The organism is Proteus sp. fly-1067, assembly GCF_040139345.1.
Taxonomy (GTDB): Bacteria; Pseudomonadota; Gammaproteobacteria; order Enterobacterales; family Enterobacteriaceae; genus Proteus; species Proteus vulgaris_B.
Genome location: NZ_JBEEUL010000004.1, coordinates 191,109 through 215,787, shown reverse-complemented (window position 1 = coordinate 215,787; position 24,679 = coordinate 191,109). Strand labels below are relative to the sequence as shown.

The 24,679-nt window shown below is 39.5% G+C and carries 19 protein-coding genes; 5 read left to right on the top strand and 14 right to left on the bottom strand.

Annotated features, from left to right (window positions below):
- The first annotated feature begins 51 nt into the window (after window positions 1-51).
- Window positions 52-1,374, top strand: a complete 1,323-nt coding sequence (locus ABN217_RS08455) for an L-cysteine desulfidase family protein (protein ID WP_349459300.1) — start codon at window positions 52-54, stop codon at window positions 1,372-1,374.
- Window positions 1,375-1,549: 175 nt separating this feature from the next.
- Here ABN217_RS08455 and yjiA read toward each other — a convergent pair whose 3' ends face one another.
- The 11 genes from yjiA to apt all read right to left on the bottom strand — a co-directional run bounded on the left by yjiA (window position 1,550) and on the right by apt (window position 14,731).
- Window positions 1,550-2,530, bottom strand: a complete 981-nt coding sequence (yjiA, locus tag ABN217_RS08450) for a GTPase (RefSeq protein ID WP_340895229.1) — start codon at window positions 2,528-2,530, stop codon at window positions 1,550-1,552.
- 22 nt (window positions 2,531-2,552) lie between these two features.
- Window positions 2,553-2,759, bottom strand: a complete 207-nt coding sequence (locus tag ABN217_RS08445) for a YbdD/YjiX family protein (RefSeq protein WP_004245057.1) — start codon at window positions 2,757-2,759, stop codon at window positions 2,553-2,555.
- A 60-nt stretch (window positions 2,760-2,819) separates the two neighbouring features.
- Window positions 2,820-4,970, bottom strand: a complete 2,151-nt coding sequence (locus tag ABN217_RS08440) for a carbon starvation CstA family protein (protein ID WP_109407961.1) — start codon at window positions 4,968-4,970, stop codon at window positions 2,820-2,822.
- A 335-nt stretch (window positions 4,971-5,305) separates the two neighbouring features.
- Window positions 5,306-7,813, bottom strand: a complete 2,508-nt coding sequence (locus ABN217_RS08435; RefSeq protein ID WP_349459299.1) for a TonB family protein — start codon at window positions 7,811-7,813, stop codon at window positions 5,306-5,308.
- 15 nt (window positions 7,814-7,828) lie between these two features.
- Window positions 7,829-9,280 (bottom strand): protein kinase domain-containing protein, encoded by a 1,452-nt coding sequence (locus ABN217_RS08430; protein ID WP_349459298.1) that lies wholly within the window; start codon window positions 9,278-9,280, stop codon window positions 7,829-7,831.
- Between the two features lie 17 nt (window positions 9,281-9,297).
- Window positions 9,298-10,053 (bottom strand): protein phosphatase 2C domain-containing protein, encoded by a 756-nt coding sequence (locus tag ABN217_RS08425; RefSeq protein WP_196553562.1) that lies wholly within the window; start codon window positions 10,051-10,053, stop codon window positions 9,298-9,300.
- Window positions 10,053-10,721: a vWA domain-containing protein gene (locus ABN217_RS08420; protein ID WP_349459297.1), complete on the bottom strand. Its 669-nt coding sequence runs from the start codon at window positions 10,719-10,721 to the stop codon at window positions 10,053-10,055. Before ABN217_RS08420 ends, ABN217_RS08425 begins: the two co-directional genes overlap by 1 nt.
- Before the next feature lie 244 nt (window positions 10,722-10,965).
- Window positions 10,966-11,571, bottom strand: coding sequence for a recombination mediator RecR (recR, locus tag ABN217_RS08415; RefSeq protein ID WP_072069364.1), 606 nt, complete (start codon window positions 11,569-11,571; stop codon window positions 10,966-10,968).
- The gene (locus ABN217_RS08410; RefSeq protein WP_036932854.1) at window positions 11,571-11,900 is read right to left on the bottom strand and encodes a YbaB/EbfC family nucleoid-associated protein; all 330 of its coding nucleotides are present in this window, start codon (window positions 11,898-11,900) and stop codon (window positions 11,571-11,573) included. The genes recR and ABN217_RS08410 overlap by 1 nt, the downstream gene beginning before the upstream one ends.
- A 54-nt stretch (window positions 11,901-11,954) precedes the next feature.
- Complete coding sequence (dnaX, locus tag ABN217_RS08405; protein ID WP_349459296.1) at window positions 11,955-13,928, bottom strand: DNA polymerase III subunit gamma/tau; 1,974 nt, start codon at window positions 13,926-13,928, stop codon at window positions 11,955-11,957.
- A gap of 251 nt (window positions 13,929-14,179) precedes the next feature.
- On the bottom strand, window positions 14,180-14,731 hold the full coding sequence (gene apt / locus ABN217_RS08400; protein WP_036932856.1) for an adenine phosphoribosyltransferase: 552 nt from the start codon (window positions 14,729-14,731) through the stop codon (window positions 14,180-14,182).
- 138 nt (window positions 14,732-14,869) lie between these two features.
- Between apt and priC the strand changes: the two genes are divergently transcribed.
- Window positions 14,870-15,412 (top strand): primosomal replication protein PriC, encoded by a 543-nt coding sequence (gene priC, locus ABN217_RS08395; protein WP_197269534.1) that lies wholly within the window; start codon window positions 14,870-14,872, stop codon window positions 15,410-15,412.
- A gap of 11 nt (window positions 15,413-15,423) precedes the next feature.
- Window positions 15,424-15,591 (top strand): pleiotropic regulatory protein RsmS, encoded by a 168-nt coding sequence (gene rsmS, locus ABN217_RS08390; protein WP_072069366.1) that lies wholly within the window; start codon window positions 15,424-15,426, stop codon window positions 15,589-15,591.
- On the opposite strand, the gene mscK is transcribed toward rsmS, so the two are convergent.
- The 3 genes from mscK to acrR form a co-directional block, all read right to left on the bottom strand.
- Window positions 15,588-18,971 carry a mechanosensitive channel MscK gene (gene mscK, locus ABN217_RS08385; RefSeq protein WP_419775807.1) on the bottom strand — a complete coding sequence of 1,128 codons (3,384 nt, stop codon included), beginning with the start codon at window positions 18,969-18,971 and terminating at the stop codon, window positions 15,588-15,590. The two genes, rsmS and mscK, sit on opposite strands and share 4 nt — an antisense overlap.
- Window positions 18,972-19,136: 165 nt before the next feature.
- Window positions 19,137-19,490 (bottom strand): DsrE/DsrF/TusD sulfur relay family protein, encoded by a 354-nt coding sequence (locus ABN217_RS08380; protein WP_196553558.1) that lies wholly within the window; start codon window positions 19,488-19,490, stop codon window positions 19,137-19,139.
- Window positions 19,491-19,518: 28 nt separating this feature from the next.
- The gene (acrR, locus tag ABN217_RS08375) at window positions 19,519-20,163 is read right to left on the bottom strand and encodes a multidrug efflux transporter transcriptional repressor AcrR (protein WP_072069369.1); all 645 of its coding nucleotides are present in this window, start codon (window positions 20,161-20,163) and stop codon (window positions 19,519-19,521) included.
- Between the two features lie 124 nt (window positions 20,164-20,287).
- On the opposite strand from acrR, the gene ABN217_RS08370 reads away from it, so the two are divergent.
- The gene (locus ABN217_RS08370) at window positions 20,288-21,481 is read left to right on the top strand and encodes an efflux RND transporter periplasmic adaptor subunit (RefSeq protein ID WP_115350452.1); all 1,194 of its coding nucleotides are present in this window, start codon (window positions 20,288-20,290) and stop codon (window positions 21,479-21,481) included.
- Window positions 21,482-21,495: 14 nt separating this feature from the next.
- Window positions 21,496-24,645, top strand: a complete 3,150-nt coding sequence (locus ABN217_RS08365; protein WP_197269535.1) for an efflux RND transporter permease subunit — start codon at window positions 21,496-21,498, stop codon at window positions 24,643-24,645.
- Window positions 24,646-24,679: the final 34 nt, after the last annotated feature.

The following is a 24,679-nucleotide window of genomic DNA, read 5'->3' as shown; positions in this document are numbered from 1 at the left end:
TAAAAATAGAATAACCCTTTGAATTCTCATACTGTTTATTGGATGCATGCAATGAAAGAACAACTATCTTCTCGTTGGAAAATATTGATAGCGGCAGTTAAGCAACAAGTTAAACCCGCTTTAGGTTGTACTGAACCTATTTCGCTTGCATTAGCGGCTGCAACAGCAGCAAGTTACTTACAACACCCTATTACCCGCATTAGTGCTGAAGTTTCCCCGAACTTAATGAAAAATGGTATGGGCGTTACCGTACCAGGAACCGGAATGGTGGGGCTATCTATTGCTGCTAGCTTAGGTGCCGTTGGGGGGGATTGTAATGCAGGTCTTGAAGTATTAAAGAATGCAACGCCAGATAACGTTGAACAAAGTAAAGCACTATTAGCTGCTGGCATTGTGAATGTTTCAATTAAAAAAGCATGCCAAGAAGTTCTATATAGTGAAGTGACTGTTGAAGACGGTGAAAACAGTGCAACTGTCATTATTGCAGGCAATCACACCAATATCGTTAAAATCATTCATAATGGTGATATTGTTCTTGATAACACTTGTGATAGTACAGAACAATCTACATCGCCTTGCGAAATAAAAGAAACACTAACTCAAACAAACACCCAAGAAATTTATCAATTTGTTACTCAGGTACCAGTAGAAGAAATTTCTTTTATTCTTGAATCAGCACATTTAAATGATGCGCTATCAAAAGAAGGTTTGAACAATAGTTATGGTTTACATATTGGACAAACTTTACAACGCCAGCAACAACGAGGCCTATTAGCAAAAGATCTATTATCAGAGATAATGATCCGTACATCTGCTGCATCTGATGCACGTATGGGGGGCGCTATATTACCTGCAATGAGCAATTCTGGCTCAGGTAATCAGGGCATTGCTGCCACCATGCCTGTGGTCGTTGTCGCTGAATACTTACAAGTTGACGAAGAGAAAATGGCTAGAGCATTAATGCTTTCCCATTTACTGGCTATTTATATTCACCATAAATTCCCTGCTCTGTCTGCATTATGTGCAGCAACAACAGCATCAATGGGTGCTGCTGGTGCAATTGCGTGGCTAATGGATGAATGCTATGAATCCATGGCAATGGCGATTAACAGCATGATTGGTGATATCAGCGGTGTGATTTGTGATGGTGCTTCAAATAGCTGTGCGATGAAAGTTTCAACTGGTGCAAGTGCCGCTTATAAAGCTGTATTAATGGCTCTTGATAATACATTTGTGACAGGTAATGACGGTATTGTGGCACATGATGTTGACTCAACAATTGAAAACTTATGTGCATTAGCAAGTCGAGCAATGCAACATACCGATATTCAAATTATTGAGATTATGGAATATAAAGCCGTTGCTAATGGCTAATTTCAGTAATTAAAAAAGCACCCCATAATAGTGATTATTATGGGGTGAAACATAAGATCCTAGGAACAGGATCCTCCTCAAGTCAGAAGCTTATCAATATTCGTTACTGCTATTTACGGCTATACTACGGTTACTTCTACTACTTGCTTTCTAACACTCACTACAGGGTATTGGGTTAATGTGCATTCTCTTGCGTACTTGGCATTAATGCATCAAAACTAGCTCTTATCTCATCTTCAGGTAATTGAATACCAATAAAGACCAATGTGCTTTCGCGAACTTCGCCTTCATGCCATGCTCTATCCCAATCAGCACTATAAAGGCGTTGCACACCTTGGAATAACAAGCGATTAGGTTGATCTTTAATATTTAATATCCCCTTATAACGTAAAAGATTATCAGCAAAGCTTAATAATAATTTTTCCATTACATCAGAAACTTTTTGTAGCTCAACGGGATAATCAAATTTCAGTACAATAGAATGGATATCATCTTGTTTTTCTGCTTGAAATCGGAAAAGAGGCTGTTTTACTTCAAGGTTATCATTCAACATAAAACCTTTTACATTAAACAATAAACCTAAATCAATTTGTCCATGAATAACGGTATTAACGGGCGCTCTTGCATTAATGCGTCTTAATCGAGCCATTAATTCGGGTGATGCTGGTGCAACATCAGTTTTTGTTAATAAGATGCGATCAGCATAACCAATTTGAGATTGTGCAATAGTAAATTGATCCAGTTGTTGTTGAGCATGAATATTATCAACAAGAGTAATAATCCCATCTAACAAATAGCGTTGACAGATCACCTCATGAGAAAAAAATGTTTGGCTAATAGGACCGGGATCAGCCATACCTGTACATTCAATAACTAGCCTATCAAACTCAATTTCACCACGATCAAGGCTGTCACATAAGTCTAATAATGTGTCTTCTAATTCATTCGATTTACTACAACAAATACAACCATTGGTAAGTGTTTTAATTTGAGTGGCTCTATCACCAATAATTTCGTCATCAATAGGCACTTCACCAAATTCATTTTCAATAACTGCGATTTTATAACCATGCTCTTCATTAAGCATATGACGCAAAAGCGTTGTTTTTCCTGATCCTAAAAAACCAGTCAATATCGTCACTGCAATAGGTTCCATTATGTGTCTCCTTTACAGATTATTAGCAACAGCGAAAACCGCCTTTACCATCACCACCACCATAACGGGCTTCCTGACGTTCACGGAAAAACTCGTTATAGGTCATAACTGGCTTATCAGGATGGTTATCTTTCATATGCTGTACGTAGTTATCATAATCAGGAATACCTATCAGCATACGGGCAGCTTGCCCTAGATATTTTCCAGCTTGTCCTAAATTGCCAAACATAAGTTTCTCCTAAACCCCGTACTAGCTAAACCAGTACGGGGCTAAACTATTTACCTAAGATTAGTGACCAGAGGACACTTTAACGTCTTTTGGCATAGGCACATACGGGGTTTCTTGTGCTGTTTCTTCTGGGTTTTTACGCGCTTTCATTGCCGTACGGAAGCCGTAGAAAATGATGCTATAAACAACCACTAAGAACAGAATACTTAAGCCCGCATTGGTGTAGTTGTTGATTACAATATGATTCATATTAGTAATCTCTGCTGCAGTTAAGTCAGCACCACCCGCTAAGATCTTCGCTTTGTATTCATTTGCTAAGTAGAAGAAACCTTCCATTTGTGGGTCATCGCTGAGAAGTTTCAGACCTAATGCCCATGTTGTACAAATTAATAGCCATACCGCAGGAACCACAGTTACCCAAATATATTTAGTGCGTTTCATCTTAATTAAGATAACCGTACCTAATACTAGTGCAACAGCGGCTAACATTTGGTTTGAGATACCAAATAATGGCCATAAGCTCTTAACGCCGCCTAATGGGTCAACAACACCTTGGTATAACAGATATCCCCATAAGCCTACACAACCCGCTGTACCAATAACACCTGGAATGAACGAATTTGTTTTCTTCAAGTAAGGAATAAAGTTACCTAATAAGTCTTGAAGCATGAAGCGACCAGAACGTGTACCTGCGTCTAACGCGGTTAAAATAAAGAGCGCTTCAAACAAGATCCCAAAGTGATACCAGAAGCCCATATCCGCAGCAGGAATGATTTTATGGAATACCATCGCGATACCAACCGCTAAGGTAGGCGCACCACCAGCACGGTTTAATACAGAAGGTTCACCAATATCTTTCGCTGTTTGTAAGATTTCTTCTGGAGAGATAACAAAGCCCCATGAACTGACTGTTGCAGCTGCATGTACGGTAACTTCTTTTAACTGCCCCATGATAACAGCTGTATTTTCACCACCTAATTCATGTAGATTCGGCATCGTAATACCTAAACCTGATGGTGGGGTATTCATTGCAAAATACAGACCTGGTTCAATGATAGATGCAGCGACTAATGCCATGATCGCAACGAATGATTCCATTAACATTGCACCATAACCAATAAAACGAGCATCCATTTCATTTGCAATAAGCTTAGGTGTTGTACCTGAAGCAATTAGAGCATGGAAACCAGAAACGGCACCACAAGCGATAGTGATAAATAAGAATGGGAATAAAGCCCCTTTCCATAATGGTCCAGTACCATCGATGTATTGAGTAACTGCTGGCATTTTCAGTTCAGGGTTTAAAATCACAATACCCACAGCTAAACCAACGATAACACCAATTTTCAGGAAAGTTGCTAAATAGTCACGTGGTGCAAGAATTAACCATACTGGTAATAATGCAGACACAAAAGCATAACCAATAAGACCGAAAGTAATTGTTGTGTCTTTAAAGGTTAACGCTGGGCCCCAGAATGGGTCGTGAGCAATAACACCACCAAACCAAATCGCTGCAATCAGTAAAACAATACCAATAACTGACACTTCACCCACACGGCCTGGGCGAATATAGCGCATGTAAATACCCATAAATAGGGCAATTGGTACTGTTGAACAAACAGTGAACACACCCCATGGGCTTTCAGCTAATGCTTTAACAACAATAAGTGCAAGCACAGCAAGGATGATGATCATGATAAGGAAACAGCCGAATAAAGCGATAGTACCCGGAATTGGCCCCATCTCTTTCTTTATCATCTCACCAAGTGAGTTACCATTACGGCGTGTGGAAATAAACAACACCATAAAGTCTTGTACTGCACCCGCTAACACTACCCCAGCTAATAGCCAAAGTGTACCGGGTAAGTACCCCATTTGAGCAGCAAGAACAGGACCAACTAAAGGACCTGCACCAGCGATAGCCGCAAAGTGGTGACCAAATAAGACATAACGGTTGGTCGGAACATAGTTCAAACCATCATTGTTAATAACAGAAGGTGTCGCTCTCGTTGGGTCAAGCTTCATCACTTTTTGAGCGATATACAAACTGTAATAACGATAAGCAACTAAGTAGACGGCAACAGAAGCAACAACTATCCATAGCGCACTAACATGTTCACCACGGCGAAGTGCAACCACTGAAAGACAAAAAGCACCGATAATCCCGAGGATCACCCAAGGTACGTGCTTTAAAAATGCATTTTTGTTCATGAGACACCTTTTTTTCAGGCAAGACCGAACAGCCAAAGAGTAATGCGGGACAGCAAAGAATGATTTGAGCGAATCTGAAAGATAACTGCCCGCAGCTACATAATAAGAATTTTGACTCGATAATGGTGTGACTAAATCGCTTAGCGGTTGTATACCAAATTAAGCGGTCTGTTTTCTCAGTTAAGTGGTTTTGCTGTTTTCAAAAGACGTTTTTTTTGTGATCAAGATAACAATTTTATGTCTTTCAATAAGTTAGAGAATAAAGAAAGATAAAAAAACGCCTCAATATCAACAAAAAAGACGTTTTTTTATAACATTTTTTAAACAAAATAAGATTATTGACTAAATTGAACGGATATCAAAAATACATTACCTGTTCGAGAAGGTGAGCCATTAAATCGCCACTGATAAGCAACATCAATTACTGCATTATCAATACTCATATCACCGCTATTGGTTTTTAGCATAACCACAGTAGGAACACCTTGAGGATCAACATCAAGCTGTAGGATCATATCGCCCATTTTAGGTGCAGTAATTGGAGCATTTACTTTCGGTAATAGCTGAGTACTACCTTTGATATTTGCTGATGCAAAATCGACACTAAAGGTACGGTTTGATTGCTCAGTTTTGTCTGTATTTAAAGGTAAGCGAACCACTTTGCTATTCGGATCTGATGCCGGTATCGCACGTTGAGCCAATTGAATCTGCGTTAAGTCATCACTGAGATAATCATCTGAAGGCTTAACTTCAACACCTTCAGGTAAATAGCGCATATCCATTCTTGCTCTCAAAGTTTGGTAACGTTCTAAACGAGCACCTTCAAGAGTATTTATCACCATCCTCATTTCCAGCATTTGCATGACAGAACTAATGCTTTCTTGTGACTTTTGCTGTGCTGCTTTCGCAAATGCGCCCGCTGCAATTTCAGGATCTTCATCTAGCCACGTTATCCCCCAACCTAACCAAACATCTTCACGATTTGGATTTAGTGCAATAGCTTGCCCAAAATGGCGACGTGCTTGTGATAACAAGTTTTGCCAATACTCTTTATTTTGTGGGTAAATATCAGGAGATTGAGATAAATTATTTGTTCCCACATTGTAATATTGCAATTCAAAGCGGGCTACCATTCTTACAACATCTTCATTATCTTGATGAAGTGCCAATTTTTCGTTTAAGAAACGTAGACTATTATCCCAACTTTCGTGGTTATTTTTTCCATTCGGTAATGTCTGGATCTCTTTTAAAATATTTTGTAATATTGCCCGTTCTTCTTGCTGTTGTGCACGTTTTGAATAAATAGAAGAATAGGGATCATAAGTAGAATGCGATGACGATTTACTCGACTCTTTTTCTGGTGCTTGCTTTTGTAAAGCTACGAACGCATTTTCAGCACTCGAAATACCTTTAATATTTTGCCTTGCATAAGCTTTTGCCAATGTGATTAATGTAGGTTGTTGTTTAATGGTGTAGTCATTCCAACCAAGACGTGTGCTTTGAAAACGAACGGTAACACGTTGATGATACCCCTCTTTTGTTGGCATAAAACGCCAGCCACGAGCATCACTTAATGCTTTCTTATCAAACACATTGTACCCACTACTTTTTTGTACCCAAAGACCTAAAACGCGTCCTTGCGGATCAACATCAACGGATAAAATGGTTTCTGCAATAGGAATATATTGTCCAACAGACGGGTAATGCATTTCCGTCCAATTCTGTATTTTATTTGGTGAATCAACAAGAACAATCCCTGGATATTCCCTATCATTCATCATTGATTTCCATTCGACATAAGTTTCATTGTTATCCGCTATTGCATTAGTGACAGGCAGTACTTTTTCTGCCAATTTGGCCACCTCGTCAGGAATTGCATTCTTTTGTCGATATAGACGGTCTTCTATCACCCGTGCTTGAAGGATTTGATAAATCTGACGCTGATTTTCTGTCAATTCAGAAATCGCTTTTTCAATAAGCGGTTGTAATGAAGGATTATGATGCCCCAATTTGTCATATTTTAGCGTATCAGCAACCATTAACGCAGCCATTGCTTTTTCTATCTGCATATTGGGTGGCGTATGAGCAATATAGGTTAATGCTAACGTTTGCCATGCTTCCGGTACTAATGGTGCGGTAGTAATAGCGTTAATACCTGATTGTACTAATTTTTCATTACTATTTGTAAGAAGCGATGATAATGCTTGGGCAGTAATAATTTCGGGTTGATTCAGCAACCAATCACCATAAAAAGAGAGCGTTTTAATTGCTTCTTTTTGTTCTGGTGTTCCTTTTGCATGAGTCAGATACGCCTCTTTAGCTTGCATTGCGGAAGTTACATCATCCGTTAAATAAACAAGCCCCGGTAATTCGATACGTTTTTTTTCAAGCTCTTTGAGATACCCCAGCGTTTTAGGCTGATTAACAACAATCGTTTTAATGATGTTATCTTCAGCATTAATCACGCTATAACGAAAATCACTCCACTGCGACTGTTCTATATTTTGTAAAACAAAGCGACGGCGATCTTCTAATTCACTATGAGGAATGATTGAAAATGAAAGACTAAATGTCGTTAGAACAACAACAACGCTCCCCAAAAAATAGAAGATATTTTTAGCGCGCCACGATTGCAATAACATGACAATCGTCATAATGACAGAACCTAACCATAATCCCAGCAAGAAATTACGCTCATCGAAACGAACTGATGAGGGAAGGATCTTGATACTAACGCTATCGATAGTGCTAATGATTGAAACTAATAATGCAGGTAACCAAAAAGGAAATAAAAGTGTGGTAATCCCAACAATAATGAGGATCGGTTTAATTGTTTTATTCATATAAATTCTCTCTCATTAAGGTTTTCTTTTCAAAATACGTAATGAAGGGAGAATAAAAATGATGAGTATAATAATGGCTATCATCATTAAAAAAATCACACTTAACATTGTTATTAGTAGCTGCTCAATATAATTCGCTTTTATTAAGTCAGTGATCCAAGTAAAACCTAAATCGCCACTTATTCCTTGCGGAATAAAATACATCAAAAATAATCCGAAAATAATCGGCGCTATGATGGCAATAGCGGTGTGAAAAATAACAGCAGGAACTTTACTTATTGCTTGTTTTAACGCGATAAAAATAGCAGGTGGCTGTATTGGTTTAGCTGGAGCCGTATGTATGGGGGTGTGCCTAACATTAGCATTTTTGACGCTATTTTGACGTATTTGCTCTCGTTGTTTTTGGCTTTGTTTTTGAGTCATAGCCACTTGCTGTAGCTGGGTTTGTCTTGCACATGCTGCACAGGCTTTACCCGCAAAATATTGGTGGTTTTTATCCTTCTGACATACCAACATTTGCTGCTTTTCAGGTTGTGCATATTCATAAAGCGCCGTAGCCCATGTTTTCGCACTGGGTCTTAATGTAGGATTTCCTGAAAAAGCTTTATCAAATAATGTTCTCAGTTTATCGGGTAATTGTTTATGGCCACTAGCAACATTTGGAGTAATTAAATTATGCGCCTTCATACCATAACCATAAAAACGACCAGCAATACGTCTAGGAATATCCGTAGGAACTGTATCATTTTTAGGGCGACCACTAAAAGGATGGATACCAAAATTAAGCAGTTGAAAAATAATAACAGCTAAGGCAAATAGATCTTGTCGCTCTTCTTGGTCTTGTGGGATAGCTTGTTTTGCGTGAAATTCTGGTGCTAAATATTCGACAGTAAATTGTCCTGCGGGATAGCGTATGTTTTCCCCTTGAATACTAAAACCATCACAATCAAGAAGAGACATATACAAACTTGATTTATAAAACCGCAGGTTTAATGGCTTCATATCAATAATACGATGCCCTTGTTGATGCAATGCATCAATCAAAGAACAAAGATTATAAGCAAGGATAACTTTAGCGCCCATTCCTGTGGGTAAATGATGGGCTTTAGCTTGACGCTCTTGAAGAATATATTCCAACTCAATGGTGTTTTTCACATCAAGTTCAGGCATCACGAAGCCAACAAATTGCTTTTGACTATTGTATAAACGTGCTTGAGGCCAGGCGAGTTGAATTATTGGGATATCATTAACAGAAACGGCCTTTAATGTGGGCTCTAGTTTCTGCATTGCGGTAATTTTTTTCAGATAATAGGCTTTATCAATTTTATCATGATAAACTTTTGATACTTGGAAAGGTGCATTGTTAATGTGACTAACACTCCCTGCCCCCCCACTTTTTATCAAATCGCCAATCTGATAAATCTTGCCATTTTCATCTTGTAGTTGTGTCGTCCCAGATATCGCCATCCCTTTTTTTCTCGCTTTTACCACAACTCTTCATCCCTGATACAAATCACTAAAGTTTTATCATCCCCCGTAATTGAATGTGTCCGAGGGTCGGCTAATGTTCCCGCGAGCGCTTCACTTCCGCTATCTTCAGATACTGTTTTTAAATAACGGATCACTGGCGTGATAAACGGTTCATAAAGGGCATCACACGCTTTATTCATGGCAAAAGGCTGTACACCATCAGACATCAAAATAACTTGTTTTACTGGTTTATCAAGAGGAATAACGCGTAAATGCGCTTCCCAATTTTCTGACGTCACAAACCACGTTTGATTAGCATATTCTCCATTTTCAGGTCGTGATACATAACTTGTACCATCGCAATATTCCACTACTGCAATACCATCACCCAAATGGAATAAATAGCCACTATCATCACCAACCCAACATGCTACCAGTGTTGATGCATATTCATTAAGCGCACATTGTTTTATTTCTGCATATTCAGCCAGTTGGAGGCGAATATCTTCAATAAGTTGTTTTACGCCTTGTGTTATCTGTTTTTCGGTTAATAAATTAATGTTTGGCCACTCTGTGATACGTAGCGTAAATAACCGAGCAACGAGCTGAGCACCTTGCTCACTATAACGAGAGGAGCCAGCACCATCACAAACAGCAGCGATAAGATACTCACCTTTACGACGAATAAAATAAGCATCTTGACAGGGAATTTGACGTTCTTGATGGGCAATTCCTGTCACCGATGCCCCATAAGCTAACCAATCGTTCATCAAACAGGTACACTCGCCCAAGGATCTGTTGACGGTAATTGTGCAGTGCCACCCGGCGTTGATTGAGAAACCACTTGCATACTGGCACTTAACCACAAGAATAATTCTTTAAATTGCAACCCTTTAAGCATTTTCACGCCATTAACACCATTACGACTAAAACTTCCCATCACTTCTGCTGATGCACCATCAACCATAATCGGAAATACAGCTGTTTTTTGGTTTTCTTCTGCTTCGCGACAAAGCTGCGCAGCTTGTTCCCATTGATCGGTTGGTACACCATCAGACATTAAAAATAACCAAGGACGTGTATAAGCAACGCCTGCTTGTTTAAAGCGCTGTTTTTCAGCTTTTATTTCTTCAAGCGCCAGCGTAATAGCTTGTCCCATCGGGGTTGTGCCATTTGCTTCTAAAATGGGGGCGGTAAAATCCATAGCATCTTTCCAATCACCATGCACAGTACATTGATCATATCCACCATATTCAATCACTAAAATACGCACGCGTTTTGCTGCAATCACATCATTTTTTAGTTCTTGTTCTAGTAGCTTAAGGCCTTCATTTAATTGTTGAATAGGCTGACCATACATACTACCGGAGCTATCTAATACTAAGATCAGAGGGGTACGTTGTTCACTGTTATCAACTAAGGCTACGTCAGGGATCATAAGATGCTCCATCATTCAGTTATTATTTTTCATGATAATGATTAATGTAACATAAAGGTGCTAAATTCATCAGAAAGAAAAAAGGAATAAATTGAAGATAAAGATATTTCTTAGAAAAAAGAAATTTTAAAGGGTAATTACCTTACTTTTAATAAAAATTGCGAAGCTTTCCATGGTGTTAAATGAAAAAAAGCACCTTATTACATCAAGTAAAAGGTGCTTTTTTAATAATTGATTTATGATGTTAATAGTGGATCTTTTGGCGTCCAGCAATAGAGTGTGAAAGTGTTGTACCATCAACCATTTCAAGCTCGCCTCCCACAGGAACCCCGTGAGCAATTCGACTTGCTGTAATATCATACTGAGCACAGATCTCAGCAATATAGTTGGCTGTTGCTTCACCTTCCACTGTCGGGTTTGTAGCCAAGATAACTTCTGAAATTGTTTCCTGACTCAAACGCTCTTCAAGCCTATCTAAACCTATATCCATCGGTCCGATACCATCTAAAGGGGATAAATGTCCCATTAAAACAAAGTATCGACCCGCAAACTGCCCTGTCTGCTCGATAGCATGAATATCCGCAGGACTTTCCACAACACAAATTTGCCCATTTTGCTGGCGACGAGCATTGGCACAAATAGTACAACGCTCTTCTTCAGTAAAAGTTCGGCAATCACAGCAATGACCGATTTCAGACATTGCACGTGTTAACGCTTGTGCAAGCCGCATACCACCGCTTCTATCACGCTGAAGCAGTTGGAAAGCCATTCGTTGCGCTGATTTAGGCCCGACGCCGGGTAAACAACGCAACGCTTCCATTAATGATTCAAGAAGTGGGCTAGTTTGCATTAGAATGGCATCTTAAAGCCTGGTGGTAATTGCATACCATTAGAGACAGAGGCCATTTTCTCTTTTTGCGTTTCATCAATACGACGCGCAGCATCATTAAAGGCGGCAGCAATCAGATCTTCTAACATCTCTTTGTCATCTTCTAACAAGCTAGGATCGATTTCAACACGACGGCAATTATGAGCACCATTGATAGTGATCTTGACTAAGCCAGCGCCAGATTCACCGGTCACTTCTAAGTTTGCGATCTCTTCTTGCATTTGTTGCATTTTGTCTTGCATTTGTTGGGCTTGCTTCATCAGATTGCCCAAACCACCTTTTCCGAACATAATTGTCTCTCTTTGTAAAAGCCACACAGTATGAAGTCATACAATATGTTGCGATTAAACAGGTCGGATACTCTCTTCATCCAATTCAGCATCAAAATATTGCTGTAATGTTTGAATTGTTTTATCCGTAATAATCGATTGACGCGATAACGCCAATTTTTCATCATAAATGGCTTGTCGCCACTCCAACGGCGTTTTTACCGCTGGATTATCATCTTCTATAATTGTGAGTGAAATTGCTTTTCCATGCAATTCACTTAATGCATTTGTGAGTGTGCGTAATGCATTTGCTGAATTTAAATGTTTCTGTCTAGTTCGTAAATGCAAAATCACATTTTCTTCACTTACTGTCTCTTTATACGCATTCAATGCCAGTTGTTGCACCAACTTAGGTAATGGCATTTTTTCAATTTCAGCAGCCCACGCATCTCTTTCTTGTGATTCTTTCGCAATTTTGGTTGCTAATTCTGGCGTTTTTTCGTATTCGAGAACTTCTTTAATTTCTTTAGGCGAAGACACTGTCTCTTGCGTTGACATCAACTCAGGATTTTGTGGACGCCATTGATACGCTTCTTTTTTCTTTTTTTCAGGTGCATTAGGATTAGATTGACGCTTAGCAACTTGTTGGCGTCTTTCACTCACGGCTGCTAGCCGTTCTAATGCACTAGCAGCCGGCTTAGCCTGATTTGGCGTCGCCGGTTCAGACTTTTTTGGCGGGGTTTGTTGTTCTGTCCCCTTTATTGCCTGCCGTGCTCTTAAAAGTTGTGCCGCTGGACTATTACCTAACGAGGCATTATCCATGGGCGAAGAAGAACGTGTATTTTGTGACGAATGAGTTTGTGGCACTTGTTGCGCATGACTCACTGGCATTCGATTCGTTGTCGATGACGTAGAAGGCAAAGTTTGCGCTAATGGCGCAGAAGAAACCTCATCAATCACTGTTTTGGGATGAAAAGCTAACGCCCTTAATAGCGTCATTTCAACGCCCATGCGTCTATCTGGCGCATAAGCCAGTTCTTTTCGTCCAACTAATAAGGTTTGATAATAGAGTTGTAAATCTTGTGGTGAAACAGATTTAGCCAATAGGCGTAAACGCTCTTGGGTAAATTGTTCTTGGGGATTATCCTCACTAGGCAATAATTGCAGCATGGCAATTTGATGCAATAATGAAAGTGTTTCAACCAAGAAGCTTTCCCAATCAGTTCCTCTTGAAGCCACTTCATTGACCAACGACATCACTTGTTGACCATCTGCTTTTACCAGTGCTTCAATCAATGCTAAAGGTTGTGCATCATCAATAGTGCCAAGCATTTGGCTTACAACATCTGCTGTGACAACGCCTTCACCACTTGCTATAGCTTGATCTGTTAAGCTTAAAGCGTCTCGCATACTACCATCGGCGGCACGAGCAATAAGCTGGCGTGCTCTTACATCATTTTCGATGTGTTCGGCAGTAAGCACTTTTTCGAGTTGCGTCGCAATTTGGTCAATGTCTAATGCGCGCAAATGAAATTGCAAGCAACGCGATAAAATCGTGACTGGTAATTTTTGTGGATCGGTTGTCGCCAGTAGAAACTTAACGTGCTCTGGTGGTTCTTCTAATGTTTTTAATAGCGCATTAAAACTGTGGCGAGAAAGCATGTGAACTTCGTCAATCAAGTAGACTTTAAAACGTCCACGTGCTGGCGCATATTGCACATTATCAAGCAATTCACGGGTATCTTCTACCTTGGTACGTGATGCAGCATCGATTTCGATTAAATCGACAAAACGCCCTTGTTCTATTTCAAGGCAATTTGCACATTGACCACAAGGTTTACTCGTAATACCTGTTTCACAATTGAGCCCTTTGGCAAATAATCGGGCAATAGTGGTTTTTCCGACACCTCGAGTGCCAGAAAAAAGATAGGCATGATGAAGTCGCTGATGATCAAGACCATTAGCTAAAGCCGTCAACACATGACGTTGACCGACAACATCGTTAAAAGTTTGTGGGCGCCACTTACGGGCAAGTACCTGATAGCTCATTGATTCCGCTAAATTTGAACGAGATTTATCTCTATGCTAACACAGGGACGCCCCATTGAGCGAGATTTGTCAGAAACAAATGAGATATTGATGAAAGAACCGTCAAATATTTGACATGTATTAGAAAGGAAAATCAATTGTGCGGGCCGTAGATATTTATATATCACATCATAAATAAAACAAAAGCACCCGCACTATTACTCATGTTTAAAATAATGGCGTATATCACCCCATTTTAAACAGTGAAGAAATTAATGTCCTGGAAAATCAACCAGAGTAAAGCTGTGAACACCTTGTTTTTCTAAGCGTTCAATACCGCCTAAATCAGGTAAGCAGATAATAAATGCAGCTTCTGTCACGGTTCCACCTAAGCGACGGATAAGACGTGCAGTTGCTTCAATGGTGCCACCTGTTGCCAGTAAATCATCAACCATTAATACTTTGTCTTTATCCGTAATGCTATCTTTGTGGATCTCTAAAGTATCTGTGCCGTATTCCAAATCATAAGTTTCACTGAGCGTTTCGCGAGGCAATTTACCTTTTTTACGAACAGGAACGAAACCAACGCCGAGGCGTAAAGCAACCGGAGCACCAAATAGGAAACCGCGAGCTTCGGTACCCACGACTTTAGTGATACCCTGACCTTGATAGTGTTCTACCAATAAATCAATGGTTGCCTGATATGCAGCAGGATTATCCAGTAATGTAGTGATATCACGGAATAATATCCCTTCTTTTGGATAATCAGGAATGGTTTCAATACTGTCTTTAATAAATTGCAGTTGTTGCGCGTTAGCAGTCATAATCAGTGCCATAATAAAAAACGAAACGATAGAATCTATGCAATATGCCGTTAAAATGCAACAGAAAGCCAGTTAACAACTCTTTTTTTGTTGCTTTAAGTCAATTCATGTTTTTATCAAACCAGGAACAAGAACCAGATGAATAAACCCGATCCTTTAAGCTTGTTTAAAAAACAGATAGACAATCTTGCCGAAACACTGGCACCTATTGCAAACAAAAAAATTGCAGCACCTTGCTTCGACACAGCACTGTTCCACCGCCGGAGTGATTCACTTGGCGGCTATATGCAACAGATCCGCGATAATTTTACCCAGTTAATCGCTTGTGTTGAGGCACAACGAAGCCAGCAGGTTAAATTTCTGGCCACACAAATCCTACAACAAATAGAAGCATTAACTCGTGAATTATCGACACAAACACTAAGAAAGCAAGAGAACCAGCTTACTCAACGAAAAAAAAGTGTCGATTTATACCAAAAACTTGCCCAACATCAGGATTATGAGCGCAGATTACACGCCATGATCCAAGATAGAGAGCTTTCATTAACGCAAGCACAGAGTTTTATGCAACAACAAGAATTGCAAAAAGAGATTGCCGCACTTGAGAATCGCCTAGCACGTTGTAAAAACGCCCTTTTCTCTATTGAAAAAAGCATTGAAAACCAAGAAGATAAATTTTAAAGGCGATAATTATGAGTTTAAAAGAAGCACCAAAATCTGTTCAGTTGGCCGTTGATCTTATCTACTTACTTGAAAGTCACCATATTGATCCTAAAACAGCACTAGAAGCCCTTGAGATTGTTCGCCAAGATTATGAAAACAAATTGGCGACACAATCAACAAACACGCCCCTTAATTAAGCAAAAGGGGTATTGGCTTCAGGTGTCGAACCATCAAGGGGTCGTTTTACCTCTTGTACTTCATCACCTTGTTTATTATGCAAATAAACATCAAGTTGGTTAAACGCAATATTAATATCGTTTTCATTACAAAGCTTATCAATTGCACGGTTTACTTCATCAATTGCAATGCTTCTATCACCTAATGTTCTGACATAAAAACGTAAATCGTGGTTTAACGTACTGGCGCCAAACTCGGTAAATAACACGACGGGCTCAGGTTCAGTCATCACTCTGGTATTCTCTTTCGCTGCTTTCATTAAGATAGCTTTGACCTTATCAAGATCAGATCCATATGCCACCCCTACCTGAATAATAATGCGTGTGACAGTATCGGATAATGTCCAGTTAATAAGTCGTTCTGTTACAAAGGCTTTATTAGGAATAATCACTTCTTTGCGATCAAAATCTGTCACTGTTGTTGCTCTAATTCGAATTCGGCTAACAGTACCGGAATAACTACCAATAGTAACCGTATCACCAATTCTGACAGGCCTTTCGAACAAAATAATTAAACCAGACACAAAGTTTGCGAATATTTCTTGTAAACCAAACCCTAATCCTACCGTTAAAGCCGCCGCTAACCATTGTAGCTTTTCCCATGCCACACCTAATATACCCAGAGAGACAATAGTACCTATTGCAATAATAACGTAGGTTAAAATAGTCGTAATAGCGTAAGAAGCGCCTTGTTGCAGTTTGATACGCGATAAAATTAATACCTCTAATAAACCCGGTAAATTTCGCGTCATAAACCAAGAGATTGCCATGATAGAAACAGACAATAAAAGATCTGCCACTGTGACGGCTTTAACAACATTCCCTAACTCTGTGGGTAATGTATAACTCCAGAGTGAAATACCATCTAAATAGGTAAATACAGTAATAAAATCGGACCAAATCCCGTAGAAACTAGACGCAAAAATGATAAACAAAATCATTGTTGTCAGTCTTAATGATTGCTGATTGATTTGATCCATATCCATTGGAGGCTCTTGGATAGGCTCCAGACTATTATCTTCGCCCTCTTTTTTTTCTTTTAACATCGCTTGTCTACGCTCAAGAGCTCGACGGTAAGCAAGTCTTCGAGCCGCCACGGTTAATCCCCGTAAACTGGCATGATAAGCAATAAACCACAACATAAGCAGATATAAGCTATCAATCCAGCGATTTGCTAAACGCAACGCCGTATAGTAATAACCAAAAATCACTAATCCCATTAAAATTAAAGGCGAGAACGTTAATAGGGTGATCACAACCGTTCTAACAACATGATTACCCTTTTCTTGCCACATTTCGCGACAAAACGGCAATGCACATAAACTAATACAAAACAGTGAAATAATCGCAACCAACTGCCCAATAACATCGCCCACCAGTGATAATGGGTTATTAATACCGTAAGCAGAAAGTAAAATAATCGGCAACATAGGAAGAGAAAGACGCAATAAACGTTTACGATTTTGCTGAACTCGCTCTACAGGGATTTTAAAATGTTTTACAGCAACGCCATTATCAGACATTAAACGATAAGACCATTCAAACATCAGCCAAAATACCGCAAATTGCCAAGCAAAAGACCAGATAAACTCTTGTTGCACGTTAAAACTATTTATTAGCCAATAGCCAATCGCTAAAACAAAACAAGAAAGAGGTAATGTTTTTAAGAAAACAATACCTAACGCCAGTGGTGTATGTAGCTGAGAATCTTTATTGAGCTTATTAATGTCCCCATTAAGTTTTTCAAACTGAGTATCAAGTTTTTTACGTTGCCAAATTAGTATTAAACCAAACAGGATCAGGGCAATAAGGACAGGGAGTGATTTCTTAGCCCCGATCAACAGATTTTCATTTGACCAATTCAATTTAAAACTTTGGAATTCTGCCACCGCTTGTGAAGGAAACGTTGAAAACCAATTGAGATTGATAGGTTTATTACTACTCACCCAGAAAATTTGTTGTGCTAATGTACTTTCTAAAGAGCTTACGACACTGCGTAATTGTTGCTGATCCATTTGCAGGTTAATCGAGCCTGAAATTTGATTACCTAATTGATTATTAAGTTTATCAAGCAACTCCCGACGCGCATCAACAAGTAATTCTAATGCACTATGTAACTCTTTTAGTGCATTAGGATCGGTGACTTCAGGATGCGTGATTTGGTATTCCTGCATCAACCGATCAATATAGATATTGGGTTGTATTATCTGATCACGTTGTTTATTAATTTCAAATTGCTCTAACCGCAAATCAGCAATTTTATCAGGCAAATTATTAATAAAAATACCATCTGGTAAATCAACTTGCTCTTCAAATAAAATTCTGGAAAGTAATAAACTTCCTTTTAATACATCAATTTGTTCTTTTAGGTTTCGTTCAGATTGGATGGCTCTATCTAAGCGATTTTTCACCATTAAGCTATGGCGATTTAGTTCGTTATTATTTTGTGTTGTAACGATCAGTTTATCACTAAGATGCTTATTGATTTCTGTTTGCGCTAAATAGAATGGATCAGTATTAATGGCTTGATTATCTAGTTCTGTGCTTTGTGCTTCTTTAGCTGTTTCTTCTGAACTGTCTAGACGTTTATCACTGATAGCATCTTGAAGCAGTTGTGCACGTTCCTGTGAAAGGTCTATATACGCAGAGCTATAGTCACGTTGGAGTTGTAACAAGCTTTGTAATTGCACATTTGACTGTAATGTACGCTTTTGAAAATTATTTTGTTGCTGAAGATAATATTGCTCTAATTGTAATAACTGCACAGCAGAAGGCCGCATTTGTGCTTTATCTGCACTACTTTTATTCAGCAATGTCCTTATTTGTTGCAATCTATCTGAATTATTAAATAAAATAGATTGGGCTCTTTCAGGTTGTGTCTGTAATACGATAAGTTCATTACTGTAATTAGCTAAATCATCTTGGGATTTTTGTAAGGATTGTAAAACACTTTCTAATTGTGATTCTAATGTTGATAATGGCAATGCTTCCAATGATTTTTGGTAGTCACCCACTTCTTTATTGGCGACTTTTTGTTTTAATTGATTAAGTTGATATTGCGTACTACGCAGCTTTTCAGGTAGTTGATCTACCGTTTTATCGTAATTTACTGATTTTTTTTCTAGCTGTTGAATATTATCGAGTAATAAAAGAGATTGTTCTAAATCCGCAATTGTTAATTTATCTTCTGCGCTTAACTCACTACGTTTATTTAATAAATTAAGCTGGTTTTGAATATTTTCTTGAGTAGGTAAATTACTGGGAACCGCAGCTAAAACTGAGGTAATGGAGAGGCACCAAAGAATAAAAATAATAGCAGTGGCGGCGACAATCGTCGTCATTCGATTATTGAATTGAGAAAAAAAAGTTTGTATCCGCATGGTTAAGCAACTTGTTCAATTAATATTGAAAAACTGTTTATTAGTATAATCCAATTACGTTCAATTGGCAGTGTAAACAGAACAAGTTGCTTGGGTTGTTTCTCGCCTGAGAAAATGAAGTGACAATCAGAATGTTAGAATTTTATCCGCATCGAGCGTCCATTGTGCCAAATCAACTAATGTACCTAACTCTGCACCATCAACTAATGGTAACTCACTGATACCACGAGTATCTGTACATGTTTTGCATAATTTAACCGGAACATTTTGTGCCGTTAAAATTTCCAGCATTTGTTGTAAGTTATAACCTTCTTTAGGCTGTTGGCGAGCTAAAGCCCCAGTAACAGCATCTGACATTAAAAAGATATTTAATTGAGTTTCTGGGTGTTGTTCTTTTAATGTAATAGATAAACGCAACGCGTTAAATAATGACTCATTACCATAAGCTGCACCATTAGCAATAACTAAGACCTTACTCATAAATGTCTTCCTTTTGTTTAATAATAAATTAAGAGGACGCAGATATTCTCATATTTGCACTGTGCTTTATCATATCAATAAAGCTATCAACCAAATATTGACTTTCATCTTTGATAGAAAAGCTTTCTGGTGAAAATAACCAATTTTCAGCAAGACCAGTCATCATAGCTCTTAACATAATGGCGGCTCGTCTTAAATTAAGGTTGGCAGGAAGTTGTTTTTTTTCAACACAACGAGATAAAGATTGCTCTATTCTAGAGTAATCAGCTGCACACAATTCTCTGCGAATTTCAACAATTGGTGTCATTTCACCGACAAATTCGCATTTATGGAAATATATTTCTAAAAGTGCATTATGTTTAGGATCTTCGACAATCGATGTCAATATGTAAATAAGCAATTCTCTTAATACAAATAGTGGATCATCTGGGTATTTTGTTTGATACTCTATTTCTAAAGATTCTATTTTTAAGTCGGTGAGTTCGCACGCTTCAGTAAATAAATCCACTTTATTTTTAAAGTGCCAATATATTGCACCACGGGTAACTCCTGCAGCGGCTGCAATATCTGAAAGTGATGTGGCAGAAACGCCTTGCACAGTAAACAGCCTAAGTGCAGCATCAATAATCTGCTGTCTTGTCTCTTGTGCCTGCCGTTTAGTTTTTCGTGCCATTAATCCTCGATTTTGACTGAAGTTAATTTACATACATTCATGTATGTTTGTACTATACATCGCAATCAATCATCAACTTAATTATTTTTATCCCGGGAAACAACGTTTGAATAGAGGTTTTCTTATGCGAAAAAACAGAGGGGTTTTGCCTCTGGCTCTGTTAGTGCTATCAGGCAGCTTGGTTCTTGCTGGATGTGACGACAAAGCTAAACAGTCTGCTGGGGGGCCTCCTCCTGCTCCGGCTGTAGGTGTTGTGACTTTAGGAGCGCAAGCTCTGACAATCACCACTGATTTACCAGGTCGTACATCAGCTTTCCGTATTGCTGAAGTTCGCCCTCAAGTTGGCGGTATTATTTTAAAGCGCAATTACACAGAAGGAAGCTATGTAGAAGCAGGTACATCACTGTACCAAATCGACCCAGCTCTTTTTGAAGCAACTTTAAATAGTGCACAAGCTGAACTTGCGAAAGCGAAAGCAAATGCTGAAATAGCGCGTCTCACTGTGGAGCGTTATAAGCCTCTGCTAGGTACAAACTATGTCAGTAAACAAGATTTTGATGCCGCAACATCTCAATACGCACAAGCCGTTGCTGCTGTTAGAGCTGCAGAAGCTGCTGTGACAAGTGCAAAAATCAATCTTGAATACACAAAAGTAACATCTCCAATTTCAGGCCGTTCAGGTAAATCAACTGTTACTGAAGGCGCATTGGTTTCAATGGGTCAACAAGTTGCACTGACAACTGTTCAGCAAATCGATCCGATTTATGTCGATGTGACACAATCGAGTGAAGATTATCTGAAATTAAAAAATGAAATTGATAGTGGTGCTATTCGCCAAGAGCAAGGTAAACCGGTTGTGCATTTAACACTGACCAATGGGCAATCTTATGCACAGAAAGGGCATTTAGAGTTTTCTGATGTCACTGTTGATGAAACAACAGGTTCTATTACTATGCGAGCTATCGTACCTAACCCGAAAGGGGAACTATTACCAGGTATGTTTGTTCGTACTAAATTAGAAAATGGTATTCGTCAAGATGCTATTTTAATCCCACAACAAGCTGTTATTCGTACTGCGCGTGGTGATGCAACAGCAATGGTTGTTAATAAAGACAACGTTGTTGAAGTTCGTACTATTCAAGTATCACAAGCTGTTGGTAATAAATGGCTAGTAACTAGTGGTGTTCAGGTAGGTGAGCGCGTTATCGTTTCTGGATTGCAAAAAGCAAAACCAAAAATGACCGTAACACCTCAAGAAGAGAATTTAGATGCGAAGCCATCACCTGAACAAACTGAGCCAGCTAAGAATCCTCAATAAGGAGTCGGTGATCCATGCCTAAGTTTTTTATAGATAGACCGATATTTGCGTGGGTAATTGCGATAATTACCATGCTCGCAGGTCTTCTGGCACTCATCAAACTGCCTGTTGCCCAGTATCCAACGATTGCACCGCCAGCGATTTCTATCTCTGCGGTTTATCCAGGTGCTGACGCCACTACGGTGCAGAATACAGTTACCCAAGTTATCGAACAAAATATGAATGGTATCGATAACATGGTGTATATGTCTGCAACCAGTGACTCTGCAGGTATGATGAATATCACTCTGACCTTTGAAGCAGGTACTGATCCTGATATCGCGCAAGTCCAAGTGCAAAATAAACTGCAATTGGCAATGCCGCTATTACCTCAGGAAGTGCAACAGCAAGGGATTAGTGTTGATAAATCCTCAAGTTCATTCTTGATGGTCGCCGGTTTCATCTCAAATGACGGTTCAATGACACAAGATGATATCGCAGACTATGTGGGTGCAACGATTAAAGACCCGTTAAGCCGTGTAACCGGTGTGGGTGAAACCCAGTTATTTGGTACTCAATACGCAATGCGTATCTGGTTAGACCCAGATAAACTGGTGAAATACAACATGACAACACTTGATGTTACTAATGCGATTAAAGCACAAAATAACCAAGTGGCAGCAGGTCAATTAGGGGGAACGCCTCCTGTACCTGGTCAGCGTTTAAACGTCTCTATCATTGCTCAAACTCGACTTAATAACGCAGAACAATTCGGCGATATCCTGATGAAAGTCAATACAGACGGTTCACAGGTTAAGCTAAAAGATCTCGGTGTAGTTGAGATGGGTGCTGAAAACTACAGTACTGTTGCTCGTTTTAATGGATTACCCGCTTCTGGTATCGGTATTAAGCTAGCAACGGGCGCTAACGCATTAGATACAGCAACCGCTGTGCGTGCTGCATTAGCTGAAATGGAACCGTTCTTCCCTGCGGGATTAGAGGTCGTTTATCCTTATGATACAACGCCGTTCGTTAAGATCTCTATTTTCGAAGTGGTAAAAACGCTTATTGAAGCCATTATGTTGGTATTCGTAGTTATGTATCTGTTCTTACAGAACTTCCGAGCTACGTTAATTCCAACCATTGCAGTACCTGTTGTATTGTTAGGTACCTTCGCCATACTCTCGGCGTTCGGTTATTCGATAAATACCTTGACGATGTTCGCGATGGTGCTTGCCATCGGGCTTCTGGTGGATGACGCCATCGTTGTGGTTGAAAACGTCGAACGTGTTATGCAAGAAGAAGGTCTATCTCCGAAAGAAGCTACACGTAAGTCGATGGGACAAATCCAAAGTGCACTGGTGGGTATCGCCCTCGTGCTTTCTGCGGTATTTATTCCAATGGCATTCTTTGGTGGTTCAACAGGTGCGATTTATCGCCAGTTCTCTATCACCATCGTATCAGCAATGGTTCTGTCTGTTTTCGTTGCATTGATTTTAACACCGGCACTTTGTGCCACAATGTTAAAACCAATACCAAAAGGCAGTCATGGTGTGCAAACCGGCTTCTTTGGTTGGTTTAACCGCACCTTTGAAAAAAGCAGCCATCACTATACTGACAGTGTATCCCGTACTCTTCGCGGTACTGGCCGTTACTTATTAATTTACGTTTTATTAGTCGCAGGCATGGCATTAATGTTTATTCGCTTACCTGCATCGTTCTTACCAGAGGAAGACCAAGGGGTATTACTGACAATGGTTCAGTTACCTGCGGGCTCCACACAAGAACAGACTCAAGACGTATTAGAAAGAGTAAACGACTACTTCAATACCGATGAAAAAGAACTCGTTAAATCCGTCTTTACCGTAAGTGGCTTCGGCTTCGGTGGTCAAGGCCAAAATATGGGTCTGGTCTTCGTTGTATTGAATGATTGGGATGAACGTAAAGCAGATGAAGACAAAGTTCCGGCAATTGTAGGTCGTGCCAATATGGCATTATCCCAAATTAAAGAAGCCTTTGTTTACTCCTTTAACATTCCAGCGATTGTTGAATTAGGTTCTGCGGGTGGTTTCGAATTCGAGTTAGTCGATAAAGCTAACCTCGGTCATGAAAAACTAATGGAAGCCCGAAATCAACTTCTTGGACTTGCTGCACAACAACCTCAAATGTTAACGGGTGTGCGCCCTAATGGTCAGGAAGATACATCACAGTATCGTCTATATATTGACCTAGAAAAAGCGCAGGCTCAAGGTGTTGCAATCAGCGATATCTATTCAACATTAGGTACCATGTTTGGTGGTAGCTACGTAAACGACTTTATCGACCGTGGTCGTGTTAAGAAAGTTTATGTTCAAGCTGAATCACAATTCCGCATGTTGCCACAAGATATTGGTAATCTTTATGTTCGTAACAATGTCGGTCAGATGGTTCCATTCTCATCGTTCATTGATACAAGTAAAGATCCTTGGTTATATGGCTCTCCGCGTTTAGAGCGTTATAACGGTTTACCTGCAGTCCAAATTCAAGGTAGTGCAACACCAGGCCAAAGTAGTGGTGATGCAATGCTAATGATGGAAGATCTCGCAAGTAAATTACCAAGTGGTATTGGTTATGAATGGACAGGAATGTCATATCAAGAACGTTTATCTGGTAACCAAGCACCTGCGCTGTATACCATTTCCTTGATAGTTGTATTCCTCTGCCTTGCGGCTCTTTATGAAAGCTGGTCAGTACCGTTCTCCGTTATGCTCGTGGTTCCTCTGGGTGTTATTGGTGCGCTATTGTTTACCACATTCCGAGGCCTTGAGAACGACGTTTACTTTAAGGTTGGGCTCTTAACAACCATTGGGTTATCGGCGAAAAACGCAATCTTGATTGTTGAATTCGCCAAAGACTTGATGGAAAAAGAAGGCAAAGGACTCATAGAAGCAACGTTAGACTCTGTTAGAATGCGTCTACGTCCAATTCTAATGACCTCTTTGGCCTTTATGTTAGGGGTTATTCCTCTGGTATTAAGTAATGGTGCAGGTTCTGGTGCACAAAACTCAGTAGGTACCGGTGTATTCGGTGGTATGATTGCCGCAACCTCTCTTGCTATCTACTTTGTTCCTATTTTCTTCGTCGTGATCCGTAGACGATTTGCGAAGAAAAACGAAGATTTAGAGCATCCAAGTAATTCACACTAATTTATCAGTGAATACCAAAAAGGTCGCGTAAGCG

Bases quoted from the DNA above. Each gene is read 5' to 3' on its own strand.
- ABN217_RS08455 (WP_349459300.1), top strand. From the start codon at position 52: ATGAAAGAACAACTATCTTCTCGTTGGAAAATATTGATAGCGGCAGTT.
- yjiA (WP_340895229.1), bottom strand. From the start codon at position 2,530: ATGGAACCTATTGCAGTGACGATATTGACTGGTTTTTTAGGATCAGGA.
- ABN217_RS08445 (WP_004245057.1), bottom strand. From the start codon at position 2,759: ATGTTTGGCAATTTAGGACAAGCTGGAAAATATCTAGGGCAAGCTGCC.
- ABN217_RS08440 (WP_109407961.1), bottom strand. From the start codon at position 4,970: ATGAACAAAAATGCATTTTTAAAGCACGTACCTTGGGTGATCCTCGGG.
- ABN217_RS08435 (WP_349459299.1), bottom strand. From the start codon at position 7,813: ATGAATAAAACAATTAAACCGATCCTCATTATTGTTGGGATTACCACA.
- ABN217_RS08430 (WP_349459298.1), bottom strand. From the start codon at position 9,280: ATGGCGATATCTGGGACGACACAACTACAAGATGAAAATGGCAAGATT.
- ABN217_RS08425 (WP_196553562.1), bottom strand. From the start codon at position 10,053: ATGAACGATTGGTTAGCTTATGGGGCATCGGTGACAGGAATTGCCCAT.
- ABN217_RS08420 (WP_349459297.1), bottom strand. From the start codon at position 10,721: ATGATCCCTGACGTAGCCTTAGTTGATAACAGTGAACAACGTACCCCT.
- recR (WP_072069364.1), bottom strand. From the start codon at position 11,571: ATGCAAACTAGCCCACTTCTTGAATCATTAATGGAAGCGTTGCGTTGT.
- ABN217_RS08410 (WP_036932854.1), bottom strand. From the start codon at position 11,900: ATGTTCGGAAAAGGTGGTTTGGGCAATCTGATGAAGCAAGCCCAACAA.
- dnaX (WP_349459296.1), bottom strand. From the start codon at position 13,928: ATGAGCTATCAGGTACTTGCCCGTAAGTGGCGCCCACAAACTTTTAAC.
- apt (WP_036932856.1), bottom strand. From the start codon at position 14,731: ATGACTGCTAACGCGCAACAACTGCAATTTATTAAAGACAGTATTGAA.
- priC (WP_197269534.1), top strand. From the start codon at position 14,870: ATGAATAAACCCGATCCTTTAAGCTTGTTTAAAAAACAGATAGACAAT.
- rsmS (WP_072069366.1), top strand. From the start codon at position 15,424: ATGAGTTTAAAAGAAGCACCAAAATCTGTTCAGTTGGCCGTTGATCTT.
- mscK (WP_419775807.1), bottom strand. From the start codon at position 18,971: ATGACGACGATTGTCGCCGCCACTGCTATTATTTTTATTCTTTGGTGC.
- ABN217_RS08380 (WP_196553558.1), bottom strand. From the start codon at position 19,490: ATGAGTAAGGTCTTAGTTATTGCTAATGGTGCAGCTTATGGTAATGAG.
- acrR (WP_072069369.1), bottom strand. From the start codon at position 20,163: ATGGCACGAAAAACTAAACGGCAGGCACAAGAGACAAGACAGCAGATT.
- ABN217_RS08370 (WP_115350452.1), top strand. From the start codon at position 20,288: ATGCGAAAAAACAGAGGGGTTTTGCCTCTGGCTCTGTTAGTGCTATCA.
- ABN217_RS08365 (WP_197269535.1), top strand. From the start codon at position 21,496: ATGCCTAAGTTTTTTATAGATAGACCGATATTTGCGTGGGTAATTGCG.